20 protein-coding genes are annotated in these 26,229 nt (G+C 67.9%); 2 read left to right on the plus strand and 18 right to left on the minus strand.

Annotated features, from left to right (window positions below):
• Nucleotides 1–2: 2 nt before the first annotated feature.
• The 8 genes from sufC to V5F67_RS21355 form a co-directional block, all read right to left on the minus strand.
• A complete protein-coding gene (gene sufC / locus V5F67_RS21320; protein ID WP_394018027.1) occupies nucleotides 3–764 on the minus strand; it encodes a Fe-S cluster assembly ATPase SufC in 762 nt (253 codons plus the stop codon).
• 35 nt (nucleotides 765–799) lie between these two features.
• Nucleotides 800–2,287: a Fe-S cluster assembly protein SufB gene (sufB, locus tag V5F67_RS21325; RefSeq protein ID WP_394018029.1), complete on the minus strand. Its 1,488-nt coding sequence runs from the start codon at nucleotides 2,285–2,287 to the stop codon at nucleotides 800–802.
• 101 nt (nucleotides 2,288–2,388) lie between these two features.
• The gene (locus V5F67_RS21330; protein ID WP_394018031.1) at nucleotides 2,389–2,583 is read right to left on the minus strand and encodes a 4Fe-4S binding protein; all 195 of its coding nucleotides are present in this window, start codon (nucleotides 2,581–2,583) and stop codon (nucleotides 2,389–2,391) included.
• A 322-nt stretch (nucleotides 2,584–2,905) separates the two neighbouring features.
• Nucleotides 2,906–4,732: a nif-specific transcriptional activator NifA gene (gene nifA / locus V5F67_RS21335; RefSeq protein WP_394018033.1), complete on the minus strand. Its 1,827-nt coding sequence runs from the start codon at nucleotides 4,730–4,732 to the stop codon at nucleotides 2,906–2,908.
• Nucleotides 4,733–5,413: 681 nt separating this feature from the next.
• The gene (locus V5F67_RS21340; protein ID WP_394018035.1) at nucleotides 5,414–7,777 is read right to left on the minus strand and encodes a putative bifunctional diguanylate cyclase/phosphodiesterase; all 2,364 of its coding nucleotides are present in this window, start codon (nucleotides 7,775–7,777) and stop codon (nucleotides 5,414–5,416) included.
• 199 nt (nucleotides 7,778–7,976) lie between these two features.
• Nucleotides 7,977–8,972, minus strand: coding sequence for an Hsp33 family molecular chaperone (locus V5F67_RS21345; RefSeq protein ID WP_394018037.1), 996 nt, complete (start codon nucleotides 8,970–8,972; stop codon nucleotides 7,977–7,979).
• Between the two features lie 20 nt (nucleotides 8,973–8,992).
• Nucleotides 8,993–9,979, minus strand: a complete 987-nt coding sequence (gene argF / locus V5F67_RS21350; RefSeq protein ID WP_394018039.1) for an ornithine carbamoyltransferase — start codon at nucleotides 9,977–9,979, stop codon at nucleotides 8,993–8,995.
• Between the two features lie 23 nt (nucleotides 9,980–10,002).
• Nucleotides 10,003–11,205, minus strand: coding sequence for an aspartate aminotransferase family protein (locus V5F67_RS21355; RefSeq protein WP_394018041.1), 1,203 nt, complete (start codon nucleotides 11,203–11,205; stop codon nucleotides 10,003–10,005).
• Nucleotides 11,206–11,736: 531 nt separating this feature from the next.
• Here V5F67_RS21355 and V5F67_RS21360 point away from each other — a divergent pair.
• A complete protein-coding gene (locus V5F67_RS21360; RefSeq protein WP_394018043.1) occupies nucleotides 11,737–12,258 on the plus strand; it encodes a GcrA family cell cycle regulator in 522 nt (173 codons plus the stop codon).
• Nucleotides 12,259–12,426: 168 nt separating this feature from the next.
• On the opposite strand, the gene phoB is transcribed toward V5F67_RS21360, so the two are convergent.
• From phoB to V5F67_RS21395, 7 genes are all read right to left on the minus strand, one after another.
• Nucleotides 12,427–13,128 carry a phosphate regulon transcriptional regulator PhoB gene (gene phoB / locus V5F67_RS21365; protein ID WP_394018045.1) on the minus strand — a complete coding sequence of 234 codons (702 nt, stop codon included), beginning with the start codon at nucleotides 13,126–13,128 and terminating at the stop codon, nucleotides 12,427–12,429.
• Nucleotides 13,129–13,237: 109 nt separating this feature from the next.
• Nucleotides 13,238–13,966, minus strand: a complete 729-nt coding sequence (phoU, locus tag V5F67_RS21370; protein WP_394018047.1) for a phosphate signaling complex protein PhoU — start codon at nucleotides 13,964–13,966, stop codon at nucleotides 13,238–13,240.
• Nucleotides 13,967–13,985: 19 nt separating this feature from the next.
• The gene (pstB, locus tag V5F67_RS21375) at nucleotides 13,986–14,810 is read right to left on the minus strand and encodes a phosphate ABC transporter ATP-binding protein PstB (protein WP_394018049.1); all 825 of its coding nucleotides are present in this window, start codon (nucleotides 14,808–14,810) and stop codon (nucleotides 13,986–13,988) included.
• 116 nt (nucleotides 14,811–14,926) lie between these two features.
• On the minus strand, nucleotides 14,927–15,760 hold the full coding sequence (gene pstA / locus V5F67_RS21380; RefSeq protein ID WP_394018051.1) for a phosphate ABC transporter permease PstA: 834 nt from the start codon (nucleotides 15,758–15,760) through the stop codon (nucleotides 14,927–14,929).
• 16 nt (nucleotides 15,761–15,776) lie between these two features.
• Nucleotides 15,777–16,754, minus strand: coding sequence for a phosphate ABC transporter permease subunit PstC (pstC, locus tag V5F67_RS21385; protein WP_394018053.1), 978 nt, complete (start codon nucleotides 16,752–16,754; stop codon nucleotides 15,777–15,779).
• A 224-nt stretch (nucleotides 16,755–16,978) separates the two neighbouring features.
• The gene (pstS, locus tag V5F67_RS21390) at nucleotides 16,979–18,016 is read right to left on the minus strand and encodes a phosphate ABC transporter substrate-binding protein PstS (RefSeq protein WP_394018055.1); all 1,038 of its coding nucleotides are present in this window, start codon (nucleotides 18,014–18,016) and stop codon (nucleotides 16,979–16,981) included.
• Between the two features lie 126 nt (nucleotides 18,017–18,142).
• The gene (locus V5F67_RS21395; protein WP_394018057.1) at nucleotides 18,143–19,480 is read right to left on the minus strand and encodes an ATP-binding protein; all 1,338 of its coding nucleotides are present in this window, start codon (nucleotides 19,478–19,480) and stop codon (nucleotides 18,143–18,145) included.
• 414 nt (nucleotides 19,481–19,894) lie between these two features.
• On the opposite strand from V5F67_RS21395, the gene V5F67_RS21400 reads away from it, so the two are divergent.
• The gene (locus V5F67_RS21400) at nucleotides 19,895–20,560 is read left to right on the plus strand and encodes a hypothetical protein (protein ID WP_394018059.1); all 666 of its coding nucleotides are present in this window, start codon (nucleotides 19,895–19,897) and stop codon (nucleotides 20,558–20,560) included.
• 40 nt (nucleotides 20,561–20,600) lie between these two features.
• On the opposite strand, the gene V5F67_RS21405 is transcribed toward V5F67_RS21400, so the two are convergent.
• The 3 genes from V5F67_RS21405 to ahcY form a co-directional block, all read right to left on the minus strand.
• Nucleotides 20,601–21,692, minus strand: a complete 1,092-nt coding sequence (locus V5F67_RS21405; protein WP_394018061.1) for a putative bifunctional lysylphosphatidylglycerol flippase/synthetase — start codon at nucleotides 21,690–21,692, stop codon at nucleotides 20,601–20,603.
• 253 nt (nucleotides 21,693–21,945) lie between these two features.
• Nucleotides 21,946–23,829, minus strand: coding sequence for a potassium transporter Kup (locus tag V5F67_RS21410; protein WP_394018063.1), 1,884 nt, complete (start codon nucleotides 23,827–23,829; stop codon nucleotides 21,946–21,948).
• Nucleotides 23,830–24,503: 674 nt separating this feature from the next.
• Nucleotides 24,504–25,901: an adenosylhomocysteinase gene (gene ahcY / locus V5F67_RS21415; protein ID WP_394018065.1), complete on the minus strand. Its 1,398-nt coding sequence runs from the start codon at nucleotides 25,899–25,901 to the stop codon at nucleotides 24,504–24,506.
• Nucleotides 25,902–26,229 lie beyond the last annotated feature (328 nt).

Below are 26,229 nucleotides of genomic sequence, written 5' to 3' on the forward strand. Positions count from 1 at the left end.
GCTCAGGCCGCCTCGTTCTGGAACTGGGCGTAGCCGGTGGCCTCCAATTCCAGCGCCAGCTCCTTGCCGCCGGTATGGACGATGCGTCCCGCCGCCAGCACATGCACCACGTCCGGCACGATATAGTCGAGCAGGCGCTGATAATGGGTGATGACCACCATGGAGCGCTCCGGCGAGCGTAAAGCGTTCACACCGTTCGAGACCACCTTGAGCGCGTCGATGTCGAGGCCGGAATCGGTCTCGTCGAGCACGCAGAGCTTCGGCTCCAGCAGCATCATCTGCAGGGTCTCGTTACGCTTCTTCTCGCCGCCGGAGAAGCCCACATTGAGCGGCCGGCGCAGCATCTCGGCATTGATGTCGAGGCTCTTGCCGATCTCGCGCACGCGCTTCAGCAGCTCCGGAGAGGTCATCTCCTGCTCGCCGCGCTTCTTCTTCTGCGCGTTCACGGCCGCATGCAGGAACGCCATGGTGGAGACGCCGGGAATCTCCAGCGGATACTGGAAGGCGAGGAACAGGCCCAGCGCGGCGCGCTCGTCGGGCGCGAGCTCGGACAGCTCCGCCCCGGCGAGCTTGATCGAGCCACCCGTGATGACATAGCCCGGCTTGCCGGACAGCACGTAGGACAGCGTGGACTTGCCGGCCCCGTTCGGACCCATGATGGCGTGAACCTCGCCCGGATTCACGGTCAGCGAAAGGCCGTTGAGGATCTTGCGTCCCCCTTCGATCTCGGCGTGCAGGTCTTCGATTTCGAGCAGGGGGGTCATGTCGGTGATCCTCTGTCGGGAATGGGGCGCCGGGGTCAGCCGACGCTGCCTTCGAGGCTGATGGAGATGAGCTTCTGCGCCTCCACGGCGAACTCCATGGGCAGCTGCTGGAGCACGTCGCGCACGAAGCCGTTCACCACGAGGGCCACCGCTTCTTCCTGGCTGAGGCCGCGCTGCATGGCGTAGAACAGCATGTCCTCGGAAATCTTCGAGGTGGTGGCCTCGTGCTCGAACTGCGCCTGCGGATTCTTGGTCTCGATGTAGGGCACGGTGTGCGCGCCGCACTGGTCGCCGATCAGCAGGGAATCGCAGTTGGTGAAATTGCGCGCGCCGGTGGCCTTGCGGTGGGCCGAGACGAGGCCGCGATAGGTGTTCTGCGACTTGCCCGCCGAGATGCCTTTCGAAATGATCCGGCTGGTGGTGTTCTTGCCCAGATGGATCATCTTGGTGCCGGAATCCACCTGCTGGCGGCCGTTCGAGATGGCGATGGAGTAGAACTCGCCGCTCGAATTGTCGCCGCGCAGGATGCAGCTCGGATACTTCCAGGTGATGGCGGAGCCAGTTTCCACCTGGGTCCAGGAGATCTTGGAATTCCTGCCCCGGCAGTCGCCGCGCTTAGTGACGAAGTTGTAGATGCCGCCCCGGCCCTCGGCGTCGCCCGGATACCAGTTCTGGACGGTCGAATACTTGATTTCCGCATCATCCATGCAGACCAGCTCGACCACGGCGGCGTGCAGCTGGTTCTCGTCGCGCATGGGCGCGGTGCAGCCCTCAAGGTAGCTCACGTACGAGCCCTCGTCGGCGATGATGAGGGTGCGCTCGAACTGGCCGGTGTTCTTCTCGTTGATGCGGAAGTAGGTCGACAGCTCCATCGGGCAGCGCACGCCCTTGGGGATGTAGACGAAGGAGCCGTCGGAGAAGACCGCGCTGTTCAGCGTCGCGAAATAATTGTCGGTAGTGGGCACTACGGTGCCCAGATATTTCCGCACCAGCTCAGGATGCTCGTGCAGGGCCTCGGAGATGGGCATGAAGATGACGCCGGCCGCCTTCAGCTCCTCCTTGAAGGTGGTGGCCACCGACACGCTGTCGAACACCGCGTCGACGGCGATCTTGCGCTGCTCGCCCTCCGGGCGCTCGACGCCGGCGAGAATCTCCTGCTCGCGCAGGGGAATGCCAAGCTTCTCGTAGGTCTTCAGAATTTCCGGGTCGACCTCGTCCAGCGACTTCGGCCCGTTGCCGCCCTTCTTGGGCGCGGAATAGTAATAGAGGTCCTGGTAGTCGATCGCCGGATAGGCGACGCGGGCCCAGTCGGGCTCCTGCATGGTGAGCCAGCGCGCATAGGCGTCGAGGCGCCATTTGAGCATCCAGTCCGGCTCGTTCTTCTTGGCCGAGATGAAGCGGATGATGTCCTCCGAGAGGCCCTTCGGCGCCTTGTCGGTATCCACCAGGGTCTCGAAACCGTATTTGTACTGATCGACGTCGATGAGGCGGACCTGCTCGATCGTCTCTTGTACCGCGGCCATCCGATCCTCCGTTCAACTGGACCTGTACTTGCCCGAACCTGCCATTTGCCCGCACCGGACCGGGCCCGCGCTCGGGCCGGCTCAGGCGTGCGGTATTCCGCTCAGGCGGGGATGCAGGTCTTCTCGACCGGGCACACGGCGGCGCACTGGGGCGTGTCGAACGCGCCCTCGCACTCGGTGCACTTCTTCGGATCGATGATGTACATGTCGCCCTTGAGCGAGATGGCGGCGTTGGGGCACTCGAACTCGCAGGCGCCGCAGACGGTGCATTGGGAGGCGACGATCTTGTAGGCCATTGGCTTTCCCCGCATGTGCAGAAGATGGCGGACAAGATCCTCTTTCAAGCCTCGTGCCAGACTGTAATTAGTTGATTTTAAAACAAAAACGGTGCAGCTGCGGGAAAGTGGCGCTGTCGCGGCCCCGACACGGTGTCGCAAGTGCGACAGCAGAAGGCCGAGAGCCGGAGCCGGTGATCGGCTCTCTTGCCATTAGGCCCCGGCTGGTCCGAGGCATTCCCCCATGGGGGCCGTCCCGCTCTTGAAGGGCCAGTCGCAGCCAGGCCGCGACGCCCCCCCCCCCGGACAAGTCAGGAGATGACGGCGCGAACAGCCGCCCCGCTCAGAAGCGCTTGATCTCGATGTCGTGCTTCTTCAGCGCGTAGCCGATCTGGCGCGGCGTGAGGCCGAGCAGGCGCGCGGCCTTGGCCTGCACCCAGCCGGCACGCTCCATGGCATCCACGAGGCGCTCGCGCTCGCCCGCGTCTCCATCTCCCGCCGGCGCGCCTGGAAGCGCCGCGGCGGCAGGCATCGGCAGGCGCACAACCGCCGCGCCGGAGTCGGAAGGCAGCGGTGCGGCCTCGCCGGGCTCGATGGGCGCCGGACGGACACCGGGCCGGGCCACCACCGGCAGCGGAATGTCGATAGGCCGGCGCGAGGCCGGCGGCGGCGCGCTCTTCCACAGCAGCGCGGACAGGCATTCGTTCTGGGCGCAGGCGAAGTCGGACGCACCGATGGAGGCGCCCTGCGCCAAGGTGGCGGTGCGCTGCACGCAATTCTCGAGCTCGCGCACGTTGCCGGGAAAGCCGCAGCCCATCAGCACCTCGAGCGCGTCGCGCCCGAACGACAACTCGCGGTCGTTGTCCTTGTTGAAGCGGCCGAGGAACTCCCCCGCCAGGAGCGGGATGTCCGAGCGCCGGTCGCGCAGCGAGGGCACGAGGATCGGGATCACGGTGATGCGGTAATAGAGGTCGGCGCGGAACTCGTTCTTGGAGACCGCCTCCTCCAGATTCTTGTTGGTGGCGGCCACCACGCGCACGTTCACCTTGATGGTCTGGGAGCCGCCGACCCGCTCGAACTCCTGCTCCTGAAGCACGCGCAGGAGCTTGGCCTGGAAGGCAGGCGAGATCTCGCCGATCTCGTCGAGGAACAGCGTGCCCTTGTCGGCCAGCTCGAAGCGGCCCTTGCGCGCGCCGACCGCGCCGGTGAAGGCGCCCTTCTCGTGGCCGAACAGCTCGCTCTCCAGCACGCTCTCGGGCAGGGCCGCGCAATTGACCTTGACGAACGGCCCCTTGGCGCGGCTTGAAAGCTCGTGGATCGCCTTGGCGATGAGCTCCTTGCCGGTGCCGCTCTCGCCACGCAGCAGCACCGGGGAGTGCGACTTCGCCACGATCATGATCTTGTCGAGCAGCTGGCGGATCTCCGGGCTCTCGCCGATGATGCCGTCCACCAGCACCTTGCGGCGCTCGCGCACCGCCGGCTTCAATGCCGACAATTCCTTCTGCAGGCGCCCGCTCTCGGCCATCAGGCGCTCGCGGTCGCGCGTCACCACCCGGTGCAGTTGCACGGTCTGGGCGATCAGGTTGGCGATCATGGTGAGGAAGCGCACGTCGGAATCGAGCCGGAACACGGAGCGCCCGTCCCAGACCCGGTCGATGGTCAAGGTACCGATCACCCGGCCGCCGACGCGGATCGGCACGCCGATGAAGGAGACGCGCACCTCGTCGGTGGCCCCGAGCGCCATGGCGTCGGCGGGACTGAAGGCGGGATGGCTCGCCACGTTCTCCGCCACCAGCGGCACCGCGGTGGCGACGATCTGGCCGATGGCCTTTTCCGGCAGGCGGGCGCGATAACGATCGTCCGTGCCTTCGTTCCAGCCCACGCCCACCGTGATGTCGGGAATGCCGTCGTCGGCGAGCAGGGAAATCACGCCGTGCCGCATCTGCATGAAGGAGGAAAGCAGGTTGACCACGCTGGCGAGGGTCGTCTCAAGCCGGTTCGGCGCGGTCAGGATCTTCGAGATCTCATAGATGCCGGTCAGCGCGACGTCGCTCAGGGCGACCAGCGGCACGTGACCACCGGAAGACGTGGCGCTGGAGCAGGCGCCCGCCTGGGCGTTCGCAAGGGCGCCGACATCACGCGCGGAAGAGAGGGTCTTGTCCTCGATCATGGCACGGCCTCCGTCACCCCAGTGCGCTCCCTCCGTCGGCTTTTGTCTGATTACGGACACTTTGATTTAGATTTATTCGCATGTCGTGCTCATCGTAGCAGCACGCCAGCCTATTAATTGGGCTTATATTGATATTGCTTGTTTATTTGGCTTAGGGCCGCCGGCAGTCGTGAACATTCCCCATTTGCGACGTCACAATGCCGCATCTTCAACGGGTTGCGGCCACGGGTAGCGGCGGCGCACCTGCGACGAATGTCTGACGGCTTGCCGGTCCGGCGGGAGGCCGCGTGAGCCGCCCCCCGCCTTCCCCCCGGACGTCCTCCCCCTTCCCCGCGCCGACATGCGGGGAATCGTCCGCACGCCGCCGGGCCGCTGCGGCCTCTGCACGGCGTGACCGGAGTCGAAGCCGTCCGACAGGACTACGCGATCGCTCTTGCACTGAATGCGGAGGAGCGCAGCGTCTGCCGTCCGGCCGAAGGGAGATATCGATCGACACCTCCCCCGATGACGGAGCCAGGAACCGCGGCACGGTAGAGACCACGCGGACCGAGTTCCGAGGACCGGAGCGGTCGAGCAAGATCGGGGCCGCTGGACCAGAAAAGGTCAAGTAATTGAAAATAATAAATTTTCAGAATTTCGGGCGATGGAAGCCCTGTCGCAGTCGCGACAATCGACCGACCCTCAGGCGATGAGGGCGAGGCGCGCGGCGGCCGTCTCGGAACACTCCGCGCGCAGGAACGCCGACACGCCGGTGGCGGGCATGGGGCGCGCGAACAGATAGCCTTGTGCGAACTCGCAGCCGCGCGCCTTGAGGAAGCGTGCCTGACCGACGGTCTCCACGCCCTCGGCCACCACCCGCATGCCGAGATTGCGCCCGAGCTCGATCACCGCGCAGACGATGGCGGTGTCGAACGCGTCCTGCTCGATGTCCTTCACGAAGCTCTGGTCGATCTTGATGGTGTCGATGGGAAGCTGCTTCAGGTGCGTGAAGCCGGCATAGCCGGTGCCGAAATCGTCGAGCGCGATGCGCACCCCGGCGCGGTAGAGCTCGTCGAGGATCGGCGCCACGAAGTCGGAATTGCGCCCCAGGAACACCGTCTCCGTGATCTCCACGTCGAAATGGTGCGCTTCCACCCCCGCAGCGTGGAAATGGCGCAGCAGCGCAGTGCCGAGCTCTCGGTGGGTGAACTGGGCGGGCGAGACGTTGAGCGCCACCCGGCCGATGCCATGGCCCGCCTCCAACCAGCCTCGCACGTCCGCCGCCACGCGCCGCGCCATGCGCTCGCCGATCATGAACGCCAGCTCGGCATCTTCCATGGCAAGGCTGAAGGCCGCCGGAGCGAGCACCGTCTGGGCATCGCGCTGCCAGCGGACCAGGGCCTCGAAGCCGATCAGGCGTCCCGTGCCGAGGCATATCTTGGGCTGGTAATACGGCACGATCTGATCGTGGGCGAGAGCGGCCCCGATGTCGCGCGAGAGGGCGACGCGCTCGGACACCGCGTGGCGCATGGCAGGCGCATAGACCACGCAGCGGTTCCGGCCCTGCTGCTTGGCGGTGTAGAGGGCGAGGTCGGCATCCTTCATCAGCTCCGCCGGCGCGCAGTCGTGCTCGGGGCAGGCGGCGATGCCGATGCTGGCGCGGGTGGAAAGCTGGCGCCCTTCGTGCTGCACCGGCCGGCGCAGGTCGGAGATGATGGCCTGGGCCAGGCGCTGGCCGGCGGCGAGCGCCTCGCGGGCGCGCAGCAGCACCACGAACTCGTCACCCCCGAAGCGTGCCAGCGTCGCCCGCTCGCCCACCACGAGGGACAGGCGGTGCGCGGTCTCCATGATCAGCACGTCGCCGGCATCATGCCCCAGCGTGTCGTTGACGTCCTTAAGCCCGTCGAGGTCCACCATCAGCAGGCACACGCCCTGCTCGAGCCGCCGCTCCTTGAACGCGCGCTCCAGGTGCTCCTGGAACGCGGCCCGGTTGGGCAGGCCGGTGAGGGCGTCGTGCGACGCGGCGTGGCGCGCCTTCTGCTCGGCCGCAAGCCGCTCCGAAAGGTCGATCACAGCAGCGACGATGCAGGGCGCGCCCTCCATCTCGGTCAGCCGGGCAGCGAGCAGCACATCGCGGACGCTTCCGTCCTCCAGCCGGATGCGGGTTTCGAACCCGCTCAGGGACCCTTCCTCCTCCAGCTGGCGCACGAGACGCGCGCGCACGCTGGGATCGTCGTAGACCCTCAGGATGCTGGTGCCCACATGCTCGCTCGCAGGGGCGCCGTAGAAACGCGCCGCGACGTCGTTGTAGCGCAGGACGCGTCCGTCCTTCAGGGTCGTGACCACCAGAGGCACCGGCACCGCCTGAAACGTCTTCTCCAGGACGTTCTCGCTCTCGGTGAGACGCTCATTGGCGCGGCGCTCGGCCTGGATCGCGGCCCACTGGCGCCGGTCCAGCCGGTTGGCTCGCAGGACCATGAGCAGCAGCGCCCAGTTGAGCACCGCGAGCGCGAGCGCAAGTCCGGTGGCCAGGCGCCACCCCGCGGCCGGATCGATGTAGCCCGCGAGCAGCAGGACGCTGGCGCCGACACCGCCGATCACCGTCCAGGCGAAGGGCAGCGGCACCGTCAGGTAGAATACCGTGGGCAGCAGCAGGACCACGAACAGGGCAAGGTCGCTACGCGAGCTGACGAGCACGGCGACGCCCGCCGCCGTCACCCACTGCCACAGGATGGAGATGGTGTAGATGGCACGCACGGTGACGGCGGCCTGCGCCAGCGCCAGGCAGAGGAGCGAAACCGCCACCACCACAAGGCGCGCCGTGACGGCGACATAGAAATGGTCCGTGCCGGCGAAACGCCAGTCGCTCAAGAGGAAAGCGGTGTTGAGCACGGTCGACAGCGCGAACAGAAGGCGCGCGTTGCGGCGGAGATCCGCGAAGCGGTCGAAGCGGAACCGCCGCTCCAGGGCGGGATCGGCAAACTCCCCGCCCAGCGGCGTCAGCCGGGGCTCGCTCGCCGTAGACGAGGCGTCGGCGTCTCGATGATCGTCCCGGCCCCGCATCATCGACTCATCTACCCTCGGCACGACGAAGCAGCCTGCGAATGGTGCCTGCTGCCCGGCGCCGACGCCAGAGGGAATTCCGCTGCCGGCTCCGTGGCATGTGCCCGAAACACCGGCGATCCGGCGGCCGATTCAATCCCTGGTTGCCACCCCTCCCCCTCCGGGCACCCGCAGCCGTCAGGCCTCGGTCGCGGCGGCTGGCTCAGGAGTCCGATCCGCCCAGGACCTCTTCGGCGGAAAAGCCGTAGACACGGCCGCAGAACTCGCAGGTGACGCTCACCTTGCCGTCGTCCTGGATCATGTCGCGCCGCTCGTCGCGGGTGAAGGAAGCGAGCACGCCGGACACCCGCTCGCGTGAGCAGGAGCAGTGGGCAGCCACCGCCAGGGTGTCGAACACGCGCACGCCGCGTTCATGGAACAGGCGGTAGAGCAGGCGCTCGCTGGAGAGGTCGCGGTCGATCAGTTCCACGTCCTCCAGCGTGCCCACGAGCGAACGCGCCTCCACCCAGGCGTCGTCCTCGGCCAAAGCGTGGGGCTCGGCGCCCTCGGGCGCGTCACCGCCCGGCAGGTCGGCCATGCGGGCGCGGCTGGCGTCCTGCGGCAGGAACTGGGCGAGCAGGCCGCCGGCGCGCCACGAGGAGGCAGCACCGCCGGCGCGCACCTCCTCGCCCACGGCGAGGCGCACGCGGGTGGGGATCTGCTCGGACTGCATGAAGTATTCGTGCGCCGCCGCCTCGAGCCCCGAGCCGTCCAGCGCCACCACGCCCTGGTAGCGGTTGGCGGAGATGCCCTGGTCAATGGTCATGGCGAGGTGACCCTTGCCCAGCAGCGCCGCTGGCGAGGTGGCGTTGCGGGTCTCCGCCTCGGCGAGCGCCTCCTTGTCGTAGCGGGCATAGGCGCGGATCTTGTCCGGGCTCACGAAGTCCGCCACCACCATGTCCACCGGCCCGTCGGTCTGGGTTTGGAGGATGAAGCGGCCCTCGAACTTCAGCGACGAGCCGAGCAGCACGGCGAGCGTCACCGCCTCGCCCACCACGCGCTTCACCGCCGGCGGATAATCGTGGTGCGCCAGAACCGCGTCGAGGGTCGGTCCGAGCCGCACGGCGCGGCCGCGCAAATCCAGCGCGTCCACCTGGAACGGGGTGATGATGTCGTCCGTCGCCACGCCCGAGGCGTCCCGAGACCGATCAGCACCCATGACGAGACCTCACCCCGAGCTCACCTGCCGGCCGCGTCAAAGCACCAGGCGAGGATGCCCTTCTGCGCGTGCAACCGATTCTCGGCCTCATCGAACACCACAGACTGCGGCCCGTCCATCACTTCGTCGGTCACTTCCTCGCCGCGGTGGGCGGGCAGGCAGTGCATGAAGATGGCGTCCTTGTGGGCGCGCGCCATGAGCTTGGCGTTGACCTGATAGGGCTTCAGCAAATTGTGGCGCAGGCGCTCGGCCTCCTCGTCGCCCATGGAGACCCAAGTGTCGGTGAGGACGCAGTCCACGCCTTCCACCGCTTCCTCCGGGTCACGCATGAAGGTGACCTTCGCCTTGGTGCGCTTGACGAAGTCCTTGATCGCCGGGCTGGGCGGCAGTTCCTTGGGGGTCGCCACCTTCATCGCGAAGTCGAAGCGCTCGGCGGCATGGATCCAGGACGCGAGCACATTGTTGAAATCGCCCGTCCAGGCCACCTGGCGGCCGGTGATCGGGCCGCGGTGCTCCTCGAAGGTCATCACATCCGCCATCACCTGGCAGGGATGCGACAGCCGGGTGAGACCGTTGATGACAGGGACGGTGGCATACTCCGCCAGTTCCATCAGGTCGCCGTGCTCCAGGATGCGGATCATGATGGCGTCGACGAAGCGCGATAGCACGCGGGCGGTGTCGGCTATGGACTCGCCGCGCCCGAGCTGCATCTCCTGGCCCGTGAGCATGATGGTCTCGCCGCCGAGCTGGCGCATGGCGAGGTCGAACGAAACGCGGGTCCGGGTGGAGGGCTTGTCGAACACCATGGCGAGCGACTTGCCGGCGAGCGGGCGCGCCTCGTCGCCGGCGCGGCGGCGCGCCTTGAGGTCCTTGGAGAGCTCCAGCACGCGCCTGAGCTCGCCGGCGGGAATGTCCGACAAGTCGAGGAAATGGCGCACGCCGTCCGGCGCCGCAAGCGCCTTGCCGTTGGCCTTGCCGTGGCCGTTGGCCTTACCGCCCGCAGCCATGCCCTTGGCCTTCGCCCCAGCCTTCATTCCGCCGCCCCCCTCGCCGGAGCGAAGCTCTTCTCGAGCCTGACGCAGGCGGCCTCGATCTTGTCGGCCGCCAGCATCGCCTCCTCCTCGCTCACAGTGAGCGGAGGCAAGAGACGGACCACATTGTCGCCCGCGCCGGGGGCGAGCAGCCCCTCCTCGCGCAGGGCCACCACCAGGTCGCCGGCGGGCACATTGGCCTTCAGGCCCATGAGCAGGCCCTGGCCGCGCACCTCGGCGATGATGGCGGGATGCCGGTCCTTGACCTCCGCGAGGCGCTGGGCGAAGCGACCGGCGACCTTGTTCACGTGGTCGAGGAAGCCGTCGGCGAGCACGTGGTCGAGCACCGCGTTGCCCACCGCCATGGCGAGCGGATTGCCGCCGAAGGTGGAACCGTGGGTGCCGAGCGTCATGCCCTTGGCCGCCTCCTCGGTGGCGAGGCAAGCCCCCATGGGGAAGCCGCCACCGATGCCCTTCGCCACCGCCATGATGTCGGGCGTGATGCCGGCCCATTCGTGGGCGAACAGGCGCCCGGTGCGGCCGACGCCGGACTGCACTTCGTCCAGCACCAGCAGCAGGCCGTGCTCGTCGCAGAGCGCGCGCAGGCCCTTGAGGAAAGCATGCGGGGGCACCCGCACGCCGCCCTCGCCCTGCACCGGCTCCACCAGGATGGCGCCGGTCTGAGGCGTGATCGCCGCGCGCACCGCGTCGAGGTCGCCGAACGGCACCTGGTCGAAGCCGGGAAGGTCCGGCCCGAAGCCTTCGAGGTACTTGGCGCTGCCGCCGGCGGCGAGCGTCGCCAGGGTGCGGCCGTGGAAGGCGCCCTCGAAGGTGAGGATGCGGTTCTTCTCCGGATGGCCCGACGCGTAATGATACTTGCGCGCCATCTTGATGGCGCACTCCAGCGCCTCGGCGCCGGAATTGGTGAAGAACACCGTGTCGGCGAAGGTCACGGCGGTGAGGCGCTCGGCGAGGCGCTCGCCACCGGGAATGCGGAACAGGTTGGAGACGTGCCACAGCTTGCCCGCCTGCTCGGCGAGCGTGGCCGCGAGGCCAGGATGGGCATGGCCGAGGATGTTCACCGCGATGCCGGCGGTGAAGTCGAGGAAGCGTCGCCCGCCCGTCGTGACGAGCCACGAGCCCTCTCCCCGTTCGAATTCGAGGTCGATGCGCGCATAGGTCGGCAGGACGGCGGAGATCACGACTTCCTCCAGTGCGGGGGGCTGACCCGCCGCCCGTGCCTTCCAGACCCCGTTTCGTTCGAGACGTTGCCTTCAAGACCCGTGCGGGTGGAGCTTCCCCTGAGCCGGCTCGCAGGCGGCCGGAAATTAAAAAGGGCCGCCCAACCGGGGGCGGCCCGACAATTTTCGCAATACTAATGATCGCGCGCGCGAGGTCAACATCGCCGCCGCGCCTACACAGGCCGCCAGAGTGCCCTTTCGGCCTTGACGATCCACAGGAAGGTGAGTCCCGCGTGCAACGACCTGGGGAAAACGACCCGGGCGCCGAATCGGGACTCTGTCGCCGGGGGCGTGCATATTGTAGGTTAATTTTCAGTTGGCCACGACATATCGTGCGCCACTCTTCCTCGGGACGGTGATTGTGGCCGACTCCCGCGCAATGTCGCGCGGGGGCTCGCGGGAGGAGTCCGGCTTTTCCGGGCGGCGCCGCGGCACAGCGTCCGGCGCCCTTATTCCGGCGCCACTCGAGATGCGGCAGATGGGAGACGAGCCATGAGCTGGACCGACGAGCGCGTCGAGCTTTTGAAGAAGCTTTGGGGAGACGGCCTTTCCGCGAGCCAGATCGCCGCGGAGCTGGGCGAGGTGACTCGCAATGCGGTGATCGGCAAGGTGCACCGCCTCGGCCTTTCGGGCCGGGCCAAGACCGCCCCCACGGCGGCGCGCCCGCGCAAGCCGGCGCGCGAGGCCGAGCCGCGGCGCGACGCGCGTCCGCAGCGTCCCCTGACCCACGGCGCCACGGCGCTCGCCCCCGAACTGGAGCAGATGGCGGAAGAGGCTCCCGCCCCGGCTCCCCAGTCCGCGGACAACGTGGTACCGATCGGCCAGCGCTGCACCATCATGAACCTGACCGAGAGCACCTGCCGCTGGCCCATGGGCGAGCCGGGCACGGACGGCTTCTACTTCTGCGGCGGCAAGTCCAAGCAGGGCCTGCCCTATTGCGCCCATCACGCGCGCATCGCCTACCAGCCGGTGCAGGACCGCCGGCGCGACCGGCGCCTCGCCTACCTCGCCTGAAAAGACGGGGCGCGCGCGCTGCCCGGCACTGGCATGGGCCCTCCGGTCGAGCCGGAGGGCGACGGGGGTGAGGCAGGCCGGCGTCATCCAACAGCAACACCGTCACGCTCCGGCTCGACCGGAGCATTCGCGGCCTTCCGGCACGGCGGCCGGCTATCAGCGTAGCGCTCAGTGCGCCCGCGCGAACATCTCGTTGAAGGAATAGCCGGCCCCGCGCACGGTGCGGATGGGGTCCGACTGGCGGCCGCGGTTGATCGCCTTGCGCAGGCGGCCCACATGGACGTCCACGGTGCGTTCGTCGATATAGACGTCCTGGCCCCACACGCCGTCGAGCAGTTGCTCGCGCGAGAACACACGGCCGGGGCTCTGCATCAGGAATTCCAGCAGCCGGAACTCGGTCGGCCCGAGATGCACCTCGCGGCCGGAGCGGTGGACGCGGTGGGTCTCGCGGTCGAGCTCGATGTCGCCGGCGCGCAGCAGCGTCGCCACATGCTCCGGCTTGGCCCGGCGCAGCAGCGCGCGCACGCGGGCGAGCAACTCGGGTACCGAGAACGGCTTCACCACATAGTCGTCCGCCCCGGTGGAGAGGCCGCGCACGCGCTCGGTCTCCTCGCCGCGGGCTGTGAGCATGATCACTGGCAGGCGCTCGGTTTCCGGGCGGGTCCTGAGGCGCCGGCACAATTCGATGCCGGAGAGGCCAGGCAGCATCCAGTCGAGGATGACCAGATCCGGCACGCTCTCGCGCAGGCGGGTTTCCGCCTCGTCGCCGCGGGCGACGGCCTCGACGCCATAGCCCTCCGACTCCAGGTTGTAGCGGAGCAGGAGGGTCAACGGTTCCTCGTCCTCGACGATCAGGATACGCGCCGGCACGGGTCTCTCATCCGACTGTCATCAACAGGCGCAGGAGCCGAGTGGCCCGGCGCCGCGCCTCGAAAGGAAGCGCCTGCGGCCCGCGCGGGACCGCCCGGCGCTCCCGGCTTCAGCCCTGGACGGTCCGTCCGGGGAAGGCCACCGTGGTCTCGCTGGAGGCGTCCGCCTTGGGGCGGCTCTCCGGCAGGTTCTGGCCGGTGACCATGTAGTAGACGATCTCCGCCACGTTGGTGGCGTGGTCGCCGATGCGCTCGATGTTCTTCGCGCAAAACAGAAGATGCGTGCAGACCGAGATGTTGCGCGGGTCTTCCATCATGTAGGTGAGGAGCTCGCGGAACAGCGAGGTGTACATGGTGTCGATGGCGCCGTCGCGGCCCCACACTTCGACCGCCTTGGCCTCGTTGTGGCCGGCATAGGCGTCGAGCACTTCCTTCAGTTGCTCCAGCACCAGGTCGGAGATGTGCTCCACCCCGCGCACCAGCTTCTGAGGATGATACTCGCCCTCGATGGCGATCACGCGCTTGGCGACGTTCTTGGCGAGGTCGCCGATGCGCTCCAGGTCGTTGGCGATGCGGATCGAGGCCACCACCTCGCGCAGGTCGCCGGCCACCGGCTGGCGCTTGGCGATGACGAGGATGGCCTTCTCCTCGATCTCGCGCTGCATCTGGTCGCAAGTGGCGTCCAGGAGCACCACGCGCTGCGCCAGGGCGGCGTCGCGACGGATCAGGGAGGTGACGCTGTCGGCCACCAGGCGCTCGGCCTGGCCGCCCATCTCGACCACCTTGCGGCCGAGCTCCTTCAGCTCGGCGTCGAAGGAGGAAACGGTATGCTCGGGCATCTCGATGTTCCTTGCGCGCTCAGCCGAAGCGGCCGGTGATGTAGTCGCGGGTCTTGATCTCCTTCGGATTGGTGAAGATCACGTCCGAAGGCGCCACCTCGATCAGCTCGCCGAGATAGAAGAAGGCGGTGATGTCCGCGCAGCGCGCCGCCTGCTGCATGTTGTGGGTCACGATGACGATGGTGAACTCGCGCTTCAGCTCGTCGATCAGGTCCTCGATCTTCGAGGTGGAGATCGGGTCCAGCGCCGAGGTGGGCTCGTCGAGCAGGATCACCTCGGGCTTCACCGCGATGGTGCGGGCGATGCACAGGCGCTGCTGCTGGCCGCCGGACATGCCGAGCGCCGAGGTGTGCAGGCGGTCCTTGGTCTCGTCCCAGATCGCGGCCTTGCGCAGGCACCATTCCACGCGCTCGTCCATCTGCGCCTTGGAGAGGCGCTCGTGCAGCTTCACGCCGAAGGCGATGTTGTCGTAGATCGACATGGGGAACGGGGTGGGCTTCTGGAACACCATGCCGATGCGGGTGCGCACGATGGTGGCGTCCAGTTCCTTGCCGACGATGTTCACGCCATCGAACATCACCTGGCCGTCCGCGCGCTGGCCGGGATAGAGGTCGTACATGCGGTTGAACACGCGCAGCAGCGTGGACTTGCCGCAGCCCGACGGTCCGATCATCGCGGTCACGCGCTTCTCGGGAATCTCGAAGTTGATGTTCTTCAGGGCATGGTTCTGCCCGTAGTAGAATTGCAGGTTCTGCACCTTGATCTTGGCGGGCGCCTGCGGGGCGTCGGGCTTGGCGGCGACGGCCGAGGCGAGATTGAAGGTGGGATCGACGGCAGAGTTCATCTGAGCCTCACTTGGATCCTGAAGCGCCCGGCTTGCGTCCCGGCCGCGAGCGATTCCTTGGGTCTTTCCGTTCCAGGGCCGGGCGGCGCGGCGGGCGCCCGGCCCCGGAGCGGAGGCTATTTCGTGCGCGCCAGGAACAGGCGGGCGAGAACGTTCAGCACCAGCACGCCCACCGTGATGATGAGCGCGCCGGCCCAGGCGAGCGCCACCCAGTCGTCGAACGGGCTGCCGGCATACTGGTAGATGGCGATCGGCAGGCTGGCCATGGGCTTGGAGAGGTCCAGGGACCAGGAATTGTTGCCGAGCGAGGTGAAGAGCAGCGGCGCCGTCTCGCCCGCCGCCCGGGCGATGGCGAGCAGGACGCCGGTGACGATGCCGGCCTTGGCGGCGCGCCAGGTCACGAGCATCACCACCTTCCACTGCGGCGCGCCGAGCGCGAACGCGGCCTCGCGCAGGCCCACCGGCACGAGGTTCAGCATGTCCTCGGTGGTGCGCACCACCACCGGGATCACCAGGATCGCCAGCGCCAGCGCGCCGGCCCAGCCGGAGAAGCCGCCGAACGGCACCACCAGGAAGCCATAGATGAACAGGCCCACCAGGATCGAGGGCGCAGAGAGCAGGATATCGTTCACGAAGCGGGCGGCGGCGCCGATCTTCGTGCCCTTGCCGTTCTCCGCCAGGAAGGTGCCGGCGAAGATGCCGATCGGTCCGCCGATGGCCATGGCGATGGCGATCTGGATCAGCGAGCCGACGATGGCGTTGGCGAGGCCGCCGTTCTGGCCCGGCGGCATGGTCACGTTGGTGAACACCCCGAGGCTCAGGGCCGGAAGCCCGCGGGCGAGCAGGGTCCACAGGATCCAGCCCAGCAGGAAGATGGCGAACATCGCGAAGATGGTGGATATCGCCTTGACGGTGGTGTCCTTGGCGCGGCGGGCGGCGAGAGAGGCCATGGCTTCAGGGTTCCCCTCAGTCGAGCCGCGAGCGCACGAGCGCACGGGACAGGGCAAGCACGATGAACGAGATCACGAACAGGATGAAGCCGAGCTGCAGCAGCGAGGTGAGCTTGAGCGAGCCGATCGGCGCCTCCGGGAACTCGTTGGCGATGGTGGAGGCGATGGTCGCGCCGGGCGCGAACAGCGAGGCGGACAGGCGCGTCGCGTTGCCGATCACGAAGGTGACCGCCATGGTCTCTCCCAGCGCGCGGCCGAGCCCGAGCATGATGGCGCCCACCATGGCGGTGCGGCCATAGGGAATGGAGACGTTCTTGTAGACCTCGTAGGTTGTGCCGCCGACGCCGTAGGCCGATTCCTTCAGCATGGGCGGGACCGATTCCAGGGTCTCGACGAACATGGCGGTGATGAAGGGCAGGATCATCACGGCGAGGATCAGGCCGGCGGTCAGCATGCCCGAGCCCAGCGGCGGGCCCGCGAACAGGAGGCCGAGCACCGGCAGCTGGCCGAGCGTCTCGATCAGCGGCGGCTGCACGTAGGCCGCCATCAGCGGGACGATGATGAAGAAGCCCCACATGCCGTAGATGATGGAGGGCACGGCAGCGAGCAGCTGCACAGCGACGCCGATCGGGCGCTTCAGCGCCTGCGGGCAGATTTCGGTGAGGAAGAAGGCAATGCCGAACGACAAGGGCAGCGCCACCACGACCGCGATCACGGCGCTGAACAGCGTGCCGTAGATCATGACCAGGGCGCCGTAATTCTCGGTCACCGGGTTCCAGCTGGCGGTCCAGATGAAGTCGAGACCGAAATGGCGCAGCGCCGGCAGCCCGCCGAGGAACAGCTGGGCGATGATCAGGCCGAGCAGGATCAGGACGAAGATGCCGCTCGCCCACAAAAGGCCGATGAAGATCGGGTCGGAGACCGCACCGGTCGCCTTGGCCTTGGTGATGGGCTCAATCTGGCCGGACCCCATCGTGTCCATCGTCGCGTCCATTCGGATGCCTTTCCCCCGCGCGCCGCGCCGAGCGGCTGAAGTGTCCGATGCGGCGGCCCTGCCGGCCAACCCTCGCCGGTTCACGCCCCGCGTCAACCGGTTACGTCAATCAGATGTATCGGCGAGCCGGCGCCTTGAGCGCGGCCCGGTATTCCGTGCTGTCCGGCCGAGCCGGAGATGGCGGGCGCCCCGCCCGGAGGGACGAGGCGCCGCAACCTGTCAGATCAGAGGACCGGCTTGCCGTCCGGAGTCTTGATCTCGGCCTTGAAGGCCTCCTCGACCTGCTTCACCACGTCCGCGGGCAGCGGGATGTAGTGCAGCTTCTCGGCGATCTCGGCGCCTTCCTTGGTGTAGGCCCACAGGAAGAACTTCATGGTCTCGCGCGAGGCCTCGATGTTCTTCGGGTCCTTCGGGAGGAGGACGTAGGTCGGGGAGACGATCGGCCAGGCGTTTTCGGCCGGGGCGTTGATCATGGAAGCGGCGAAGTCCTTCGCGCCCTTCCAGTCGGCGGAGGCGGCAGCGGCCTGGAAGCCGGCGACCTCGGGGGCCACGAACTTGCCAGCCTTGTTCTGCAGCTGCGTCACGATCAGGTTGTTGGCGGAGGCGTAGATGTACTCCACGTAGCCGATGCCGCCCTTGGTGTTCTTGACGGTGCCGGTGACGCCCTCATTGCCCTTGGCGCCGGCGCCGACGGGCCACTGGACCGAGGTGGCGGAGCCGACCTTGGACTTCCAGTCCGCGCTGACCTCGTTGAGGTAGCCGGTGAAGATGGCGGTGGTGCCCGAGGAATCCGAGCGGTACACCGGCACGATCGCCTGCGAGGGCAGCTTGATGTCGGGGTTCAGCTTGGTGATCGCGGCATCGTCCCACTTGGTGATCTTGCCGAGATAGATGTCGGCGAGGATCGGGCCGGTGAGCTTCAGCTTCTTGGTCTCGACGCCGTCGAGGTTGACGGTGGCGACCACGGAGCCGATCACGGTCGGGAACTGGAGCAGCTTGTTGGCGGCGAGCTTCTCGCTCGGCACCACGGCGTCGGAGGCGCCGAAGTCCACAGTGCGGTTGATGATCTGGTTCTGACCGCCGCCCGAGCCGATGGACTGGTAGTTCAGGGCGTTGCCGGTCTTCTCCTTATACTTCGCGCCCCACGACTGGTAGACGGGGGCCGGGAAGGAGGCGCCTGCGCCGTTGAAGTCGACGGCCTGGGCGGAGCCGGCCATGAGGGTGGCCACGGCGATCGCGCCGAGAGCGGTGGTGAGCTTCACGATATCTCTCCTTGCCAATTTCGCAGCGCCCTTACGGCTTGCGGCCGCGACGCAACATTGGGCCGGGGAGTCATAGCCCCCGCGCGCCAAGGTTCTATGACGCACCGGTGACACAGAGATGACAGCTCAACTGACGGATAAGTCTACACTTTTTTCCTTTTCCGGCAAAGCGTCCAAACGCACCACGAAAACCGCCCCCTCGCCGGGCACGCTGTCGATGGACAGCCGGCCGCGATGGCGCACCACGATGTGCTTGACGATGGCCAGGCCGAGGCCGGTACCTCCCTGCTCCCGGCTCGCCGCCACGTCCACCCTATAGAACCGCTCGGTAAGGCGCGGCAGGTCCTCGGGCGGGATGCCGGGACCGTAGTCGCGCACCGCCACAACGGCGGACGGCGCGGCGGGCGGCCCCTCCAGAGCGAGGCTCACCGTCACCCTCTTGCCGTCGGCGCCATATTTGAGCGCATTCTCCACCAGGTTCTCGAACAGGCGGATCAGTTCGTCGCGGTCGCCACGCACGCTCACCTCGGGCGCGTCCTTGACGATCTCGATGGCGACGCCGCGATCCCTGGCGAGCGGCGACAGCGTGTCGCGCACATGGGCGAGGATGGCGCCCAGCTCCACCGGCGTCTCCGGCCGCACATGGGCATTGAGTTCGATGCGGGAGAGCGAGAGCAGGTCGTCGATCAGGCGCGACATGCGCCGCGCCTGCGCCGCCATGATGGCGAGGAAGCGCTCGCGTGCCGCCTGATCGTTGCGCGCCGGGCCCTGGAGCGTCTCGATGAAGCCGGAGAGCGAGGCGAGCGGCGTGCGCAGCTCATGGCTGGCGTTGGCGACGAAGTCGGCGCGCATCTGCTCCACCCGGCGCTGCTGGGTGAGATCGCGGAAGGTGAGCAGCACCGCGTCCGGCCCGCCGCGCGCCTCCGCTCCGGGTTCGAGGTGCAAAGGCACCACATGGGCTTCCAGCCAGCGGTCGAGCGGTACCCGCTCGGCGAATTCCACGCGGCGCGGCAAGCCATCCCTGGCGGCGGCACGCACCGCGTCGAGCACCTCCGGCACCCGCACCAGGAAGGAGAGGGGATCGCCCACCCGCGCCGGGCCGATGGCAAGGGCGACACGGGCGTTGGCGGTGACGATCTCGCCCTCCGGGGTGAGCAGGAGCGCCGGCTCCGGCAGGGCCGAGACGAGCGCTTCCACGCGCCGGTCGCGGATCGCGGCCGGCTCTGCCGGAAGCAGCGGCTCGAAGAGGGTTTCGCTCGCGGGCGGCAGCGGCGTGGAGGGAACCAGCGCCGCGAGCGCCACCAGCACCGCGCCTATGGCGAGCGCGAGCACCGGGTTCATGAGCTGAAAACTGATGCCGAGCGCACACAGGAGCGCCAGGGCGAACAGGCCCCAGGCGAGCACGCGCCCGCCAGCAGGCCGCTCCGCAGCCTGCCCATGGAGGAGAGACCACAGCCGCCTCATCACCCTCCCCGCTCCCGCTTGCCCGGCCGCGCGGTGCTGGCGCCTTCCTCCCCGGCCATGACCTTTCCGTCCTTTGCCCCTCGCCCGGTGCGGCGAATCGCTGCGCCAAGCCTTGATCGGCCATGCTGGTGCGCCTTAACGAAGCCATTACGACAAAGCCGCCACGCCGCCAAACCGCGGAGAGGTCTTGGAAGTGGCGTTGCGCCCACCCGGCATTGACCGCGCCCCATGCCGGCGCCGACGCGGCGCCCCTGCATGCGGCATTCAAGGGCCGCCAGCGACCGCACCCCCAGCTTGCCTTCCGAAATGAACCTATCATTCGGGCAACCGGATGTGATCCGGACGACCGCCCGCGAAGGGGATGATCCGCCGCCATCATCTGCTATGAACGGCCGAACCTGAGGAACAAGGCCCATGCTCCTGCCCGCTCCCGTTCTGCCCGCGCGCAACGTCGCGGCGCTCGCCGGCGCCGCCTTGTCGGCAGCGGCCCTGTGCGGCCCGGCGCTGGCGGACCCGCTGCCCATGCCGAGCGTCGACTTCGCGCTGACGGCCAGCATGAAGCGGGGCGGCACGCTCTCGCTCGCCCACAGCCAGTCGCGCATGCGGGTGGAGATGACCAACCCCAACGTGCCGACGCCGATCCTCGGGCTCATCGACCTCAACGCCCGCAAGATGGTGATGATGCTGCCCAGCGTCCCGAACATGGCGATGGAGATAGACATCCCCAAGGAATATTCGGTGGGCGCGCTCGCCGGCAGCGGGACCAAGGTGGGACAGTCGCAGGCTGCGGGCGAGACCTGCGACGTGTGGCAGGTGGACCCGCAAGCCAACCTCACCAGCGCCACCACCTATGCCTGCATCACCGCCGACGGCATCGCCCTGCGCACCGAGGTCGAGGTGGATGGGAAGAAGTCCACCATCTACGAGGTCACCGAGCTGGCTCGCGCGCCGCAGGACCCGAAGCTGTTCACGCTGCCCGCCGGAGCCCAGGTGGTGAAGGTGCCCAAGGGCAAGCTCGGCGGGGCCCTCGGCCTGCCGGGCCTCGGCGGCGGCGCTCCGGCCATGGCCGTGCCGCGCTGAGCCACCGGGCAGCCTTCCGGGCGAGTTTGGCCGCACGCTCCTATTTGGCCACGGCGCGGTCGTTGGCCGGCCCCGCCGTTGGCGGAGCCTCGCGGGCAGGCGGCGCGACGCCGAGGCCGGGCGATGCAGCCTCGCCGGGCTCGCCCGCGCCGGCGGGCGCGCCGACGCCGCGCAGGGTCAGCTCGCGCAGCCCGAGCAGCGTCAGCGAAAGCGCGAACGGCACGATGTAGTAGAACAGCCGGAAGATCAGCAGCGCGCCCACCAGTTCGCCCTTGTCGAACTGCGGCAGGGCCACCAGAAGCGCCGCGTCGAAAACCCCGAGACCGCCCGGCGCATGGCTCGCGAACCCGAGCAGCGTGGCGGTGACGAAGATCACCGCCAGCGAGATCGGGTCGATATAGGGCTCGGCTGGCATCAGCATGTACATGGCCGCCGCGCACAGCGACAGATCGAGGATGCCGATGCCGATCTGCACCAGGGTCGAGCGGCCCTTGGGCAGGGTCACGAACCAGGAGGAGCGGCCGATGGTGCGCGGGCGGGCGGACACCCAGGCCACATAGCCCACGAGCAGGCACAAGGCGCCGATGCCGATGGCACGGTTGAGCGCCGGCGGCAGCCGGTCCACCGCCGTGGCCGCTTCCGGATGGATGGTGATGCCAAGGCCGAGCACGGCGATGTTGCCGAGCCAGAAGGTGAGGCCGGCCACGAAGCAGATCTTCGCGACATCGATGGCGCCGAGCCCCCAGGCCGAATAGATGCGGTAGCGCACCGAGCCGCCGGTGAAGACGGTGAAGCCCACATTGTGGCCGATGGAGTAGGAGCAGAACCCCGACAGCGCGGCGATGCGGTAGGGCACGTGGTCCTTGCCGATGGTCCTGAGCGCGAACCAGTCGTAGAAGGTGAGGGTCACATAGGCGCCGGCGACCAGGAAGAAGGCGGCCACCACATGCGCCGGGTTCTTCTCCTTCAGCGCGTCCGTGACGTCCGACAGCTTGAGATCGTGCAACATGTTGTAGAGCACGACCGCCGCGAACGCGATGACGGCCAGACTGGCGATAAACCCGAGGCCATGCAGGCCGACGCGATCACGCAGAAAAGCCCACGCTTTCGAAACTCCCTCTTTCAGTCCCATGCGCCACCGTTCCCCCCGCAGAGCACGACCTCTACCGGCGCTGGCCGCGGCCGCGCGCCTTCCTCCGGCAGATCGCCCTCGAACCCCATTGATTTAGGACGCTCCCTTTAAGAAGGACCGCCCATTGCCGCCCCCGGGCTCCCGGCACCTCAGCACGGTTTTCGCATGAGGTGAAAGCTTTTCCTTGTTCCAATGCCGGCGAGGAAGGGACATCGGCCTTCAGCCTCCTGCCCCGTTCCAGCCGAAATGCGACCTAAAGCTTGACCGGATAGCCGATCTCCACCGTGCGCGCGCGTGGCAGCCCGAAGCGGTCCACCGAGCGCTCGGCGTTGCGGGCCAGGAAGGCGAAGGCGTGCGCCAGCACGTCCTTGGGCCGCGTCACCTCGTCGGGCGGGATGATGCGCTCGTGACCGATCACGTAGACCGCCGCCTCCGGGTCGATGCCGCGCGCCGAAAGGGCCGGACCGAGCACGGAGGGCACGTCGATCTGCTGCATGTATCCGAACCGCAGGTCCACCCGCACGAAGCTCGCATCCATGGTGGTGACCTTGACCCGGTCCTCCACCGACACGCGCGGGCGCGAGGCGATCCACACGGAGACGATCACCGACTTGTCGAAGCGGATCTTCAGCAGCTCCGACAGCCGCGAGAGCGCCACCGGCGTCATGGCGCCGGCGCGCGACAGGAAGATGGCCGTGCGGGGGCTTTCCACGTCGCCGGAACGGTCCTTGCGGGAGACGAAGCCGTCCAGGGGCTCGGTGAAGCGCACCTGCTGCGCCACCACCCCCTCCAGGCCGCGCCGCCAGCTCACCATGACGAGGATGATGAGCGCGGCGATGGAGAGCGGCAGCCAGCCGCCGTCGTGGATCTTGGTCATGTTGGCGGCGGCGAACGAGAGGTCCACCGCCAGCATGGCCACCGCCATGGCCCATACCGCCGGCGCGGGCCAGTTCCAGGCGCGGTGCACCTGGGCGATGAACAGGATGGTGGTCGTCACCATGGCGAAGGCGACGGCGATGCCATAGGCGGAGGCGAGCTTCTCGGACGCCTCGAAGCCCAGCACCACGGCGATGCAGGCGATCATCAAGAGCCAGTTCAGGCGCCCCACATAGATGTGCTGCTCGTTGTGCTCGGACGTGTAGCGGATGCGCATGGGCGGCAGGTAGCCGAGCTCGATGGCCTGCTTCGCCAGCGAGAACACGCCGGTGATGATGGCCTGCGAAGCGATCACGGTGGCGGCGGTGGCGAGGAACAGCAGCGGCACGTCGAACCAGTCCGGCGACAGGTCGTAGAACGGATTGCGGGCGGCGTTGGGGTCCACCAGCAGGATTGCGCCCTGGCCGTAGTAATTGAGCAGCAGCGCGGGCATGGCGATGGCGAGCCAGGCGCGCGCGATCACCTTGCGGCCGAAATGGCCAAGGTCCGCATAGAGCGCCTCGCCGCCGGTGATGGCGAGGAAGCAGGCGCCGAGGATCACGCCCGCAAGGCCGGGATGATCCAGCATCAGCACGATGCCGTGGCGCGGGTCGAGCCCGGCCAGCACCTGCGGCGCCTGGGCGATGCCGTGGATGCCGAGCGCCGCCAGCGAGCCGAACCATGCCAGCATGATCGGCCCGAAGAAGGACGCGATGCGCTCGGTGCCGAGCCGCTGGGAGAGGAACACCGCGGCCAGCACCAGCACGGTCAGCGCCACCACCCAGTGCTCCAGCTCCGGCTCGATCACCTGCAGGCCCTCGATGGCGGAGAGCACGGAGATGGCCGGGGTGAGCACGCCGTCGCCGATCAGCATGGCGGCGCCCAGGAGGCCGGCCGCCAGAAGATACCACCTGAGGCCGATGGCCGAGCGGTGCAGGTCGAGCAGCGTCACCAAGGCGAGGATGCCGCCCTCGCCGTCATTGTCCGCGCGCAGCACCAGCATCACGTATTTTACCGTGACGGAGAGGATGATGCTCCAGGTGATGAGCGAGAGCAGGCCCAGCACGTCGGTGGCGAGGAAATTGGTGCCGCCCACCGCCAGCACGCCCTGCTTGAGCGCGTAGAGCGGGCTGGTGCCGATATCGCCGAACACGACGCCGAGGGCGCCGATCTCGGCCGCGAAAGGCACAACGCGCGTGCGGTCCCGGAGGCTGGCGAGCATGGCGCGGGGCGGCCCTTCAGCGCGCCGGTCGGGCGCGGCGCCGGATGCCCGGCGGGACGACACGGACGGGGCGACGCCGCCGGCAACGGTCCGCACGCCGGGCGTCCCGGGACCCTCGCTCCGAACTTGCCAAGGCAGCCCCCGCAGCACATTCCCCAGCGTCACCACGCCAGATCCGCTAACACCTAGCTCTGATCGCGAGGGAAGACAATGCGCGGGATGGGGCGGCGGGGGATCGGGTGCGCGGAGACCGCCGCCATCCCCACCCACCGTCGCCCTCCGGCTCGACGCGAGGACCCGTCCGGCCAGGCGCAGCGCCGGGAGGCGGATGGATGCTTCGGTCAAGCCGAAGCATGGCGGCGGTTTTCTTGGCTGACGTAGGGTCTTTTCCCATGCTCGCCCTCCCACCCGCCGCCATCCCCCGGATTGTCCGGGGAATCCACACAGCGGCCGGTCCAGGGCTTCATTTTCAGGGCCACCCGCAGACGGCGGGGTGGATGCCCCGGACGAGCCGGGGGATGACGGCGGCTTGGGCAGGGGACCGCCGGCTTTTCCGTTCCGCCGCGTGCTCCCATGCCGCGCCCTGCTTCCCCTACCGTCGCCCCCCGGGTCGCCCCAAACGAAAAGGGCCGGCCTCACGGCCGGCCCTCTCGCGTTCCCCCGCTCGGAACGGATCAGTAGCGGTAGTGCTCGGGCTTGAAGGGGCCCTGCTTGCCGACGCCGATATAGGCCGACTGCTGGTCCGAGAGCTTGGTGAGCTTCACGCCGATCTTGTCGAGGTGCAGCGCCGCCACCTTCTCGTCGAGCGTCTTGGGCAGCGTGTAGACCTTCTTCTCGTACTGGCCGGGCTTGGTGAACAGCTCGATCTGCGCCAGCGTCTGGTTGGTGAACGACGCCGACATCACGAAGCTCGGATGGCCGGTGGCGTTGCCGAGGTTCACGAGGCGGCCTTCGGAGAGCAGGATGATGCGCTTGCCGTCGGTGAACTCCACCTCGTCCACTTGCGGCTTCACATTGTGCCACTTGAAGTTCTTCAGCGCCGCGACCTGGATCTCGCTGTCGAAGTGGCCGATGTTGCACACGATCGCGCGGTCCTTCATGGCCCGCATGTGATCGACGGTGATCACGTCGAGATTGCCGGTGGCGGTCACGAAGATGTCGGCGCGCGGCGCGGCATCCTCCATGGTCGTCACCTCATAGCCTTCCATCGCCGCCTGGAGGGCGCAGATGGGATCGATCTCGGAGACCATCACCCGGCAGCCGGCGTTGCGCAGCGAGGCGGCCGAGCCCTTGCCCACATCGCCGAAGCCGGCGACCATGGCGATCTTGCCGGCCATCATCACGTCGGTGCCGCGGCGGATGCCGTCCACCAGCGATTCGCGGCAGCCGTAGAGATTGTCGAACTTCGACTTGGTGACGCTGTCGTTCACGTTGATGGCGGGCCACAGAAGAATGCCCTTCTTCTGCATCTCGTAGAGGCGGTGCACGCCCGTGGTGGTCTCCTCGGTCACGCCCTGGATCGACTTGGCGAGCTTGGAGTACCAGCCGGGCTTGTGCTTGAGGCGGCGCTTGATGGCGGCGAAGAGGACTTCCTCCTCCTCGTTGGTGGCGCCGTCGAGGAACGCGGTGTCGCCTTCCTCCGCGCGCTTGCCGAGGTGGACCAGGAGGGTGGCGTCGCCGCCGTCGTCGAGGATCATGTTGGGGGCGCCGCCGTCGGCCCACTCGAAGATGCGGTGGGTGTACTCCCAGTATTCCTCCAGGGTCTCGCCCTTCACGGCGAACACCGGGGTGCCGGCGGCGGCGATGGCGGCGGCCGCGTGGTCCTGGGTGGAGTAGATGTTGCACGAGGCCCAGCGCACGTCGGCGCCGAGCGCCTTCAGGGTCTCGATCAGCACGCCGGTCTGGATCGTCATGTGCAGCGAGCCGGCGATGCGGGCGCCCTTGAGCGGCTGCGAAGGGCCGTACTCGGCGCGGGTGGCCATGAGGCCGGGCATCTCGATCTCGGCGATGTCGAGCTCCTTGCGGCCCCAATCGGCGAGGTTGATGTCTTTGACCACGTAATCGTTGCTCATGGATCCTCTCCGCTGAGACCGCCAGGCCATGCCGGGACCGCCAAGGCCGCGCCGCGCAAGGCCGCGTCATCCGCCGGGCCGCGATGCGCTCCGGGCGCGCAGCCTCTAGCACGGACGCAGGCCAGCGGCAATAATGATATAAAGAAATCCTTATATGCCACTGGCAGCCTGCGCCGATGCGCCGCGCCACCAGGCGCGTCGGCCCCGGCGCGCTTGAGGTTGCGCCTGGGCGCAGCCGCACCCATCTATCGTTGGGTAAGATGTCGTCCGGTAAGGTTTACAAGTCGGATGCTTTGATTCTGATGAAAATTGTGATATATGAACCTTT

Source organism: Xanthobacter pseudotagetidis (assembly GCF_043194795.2).
In the GTDB taxonomy this organism is placed as follows: Bacteria; Pseudomonadota; Alphaproteobacteria; order Rhizobiales; family Xanthobacteraceae; genus Xanthobacter; species Xanthobacter tagetidis_A.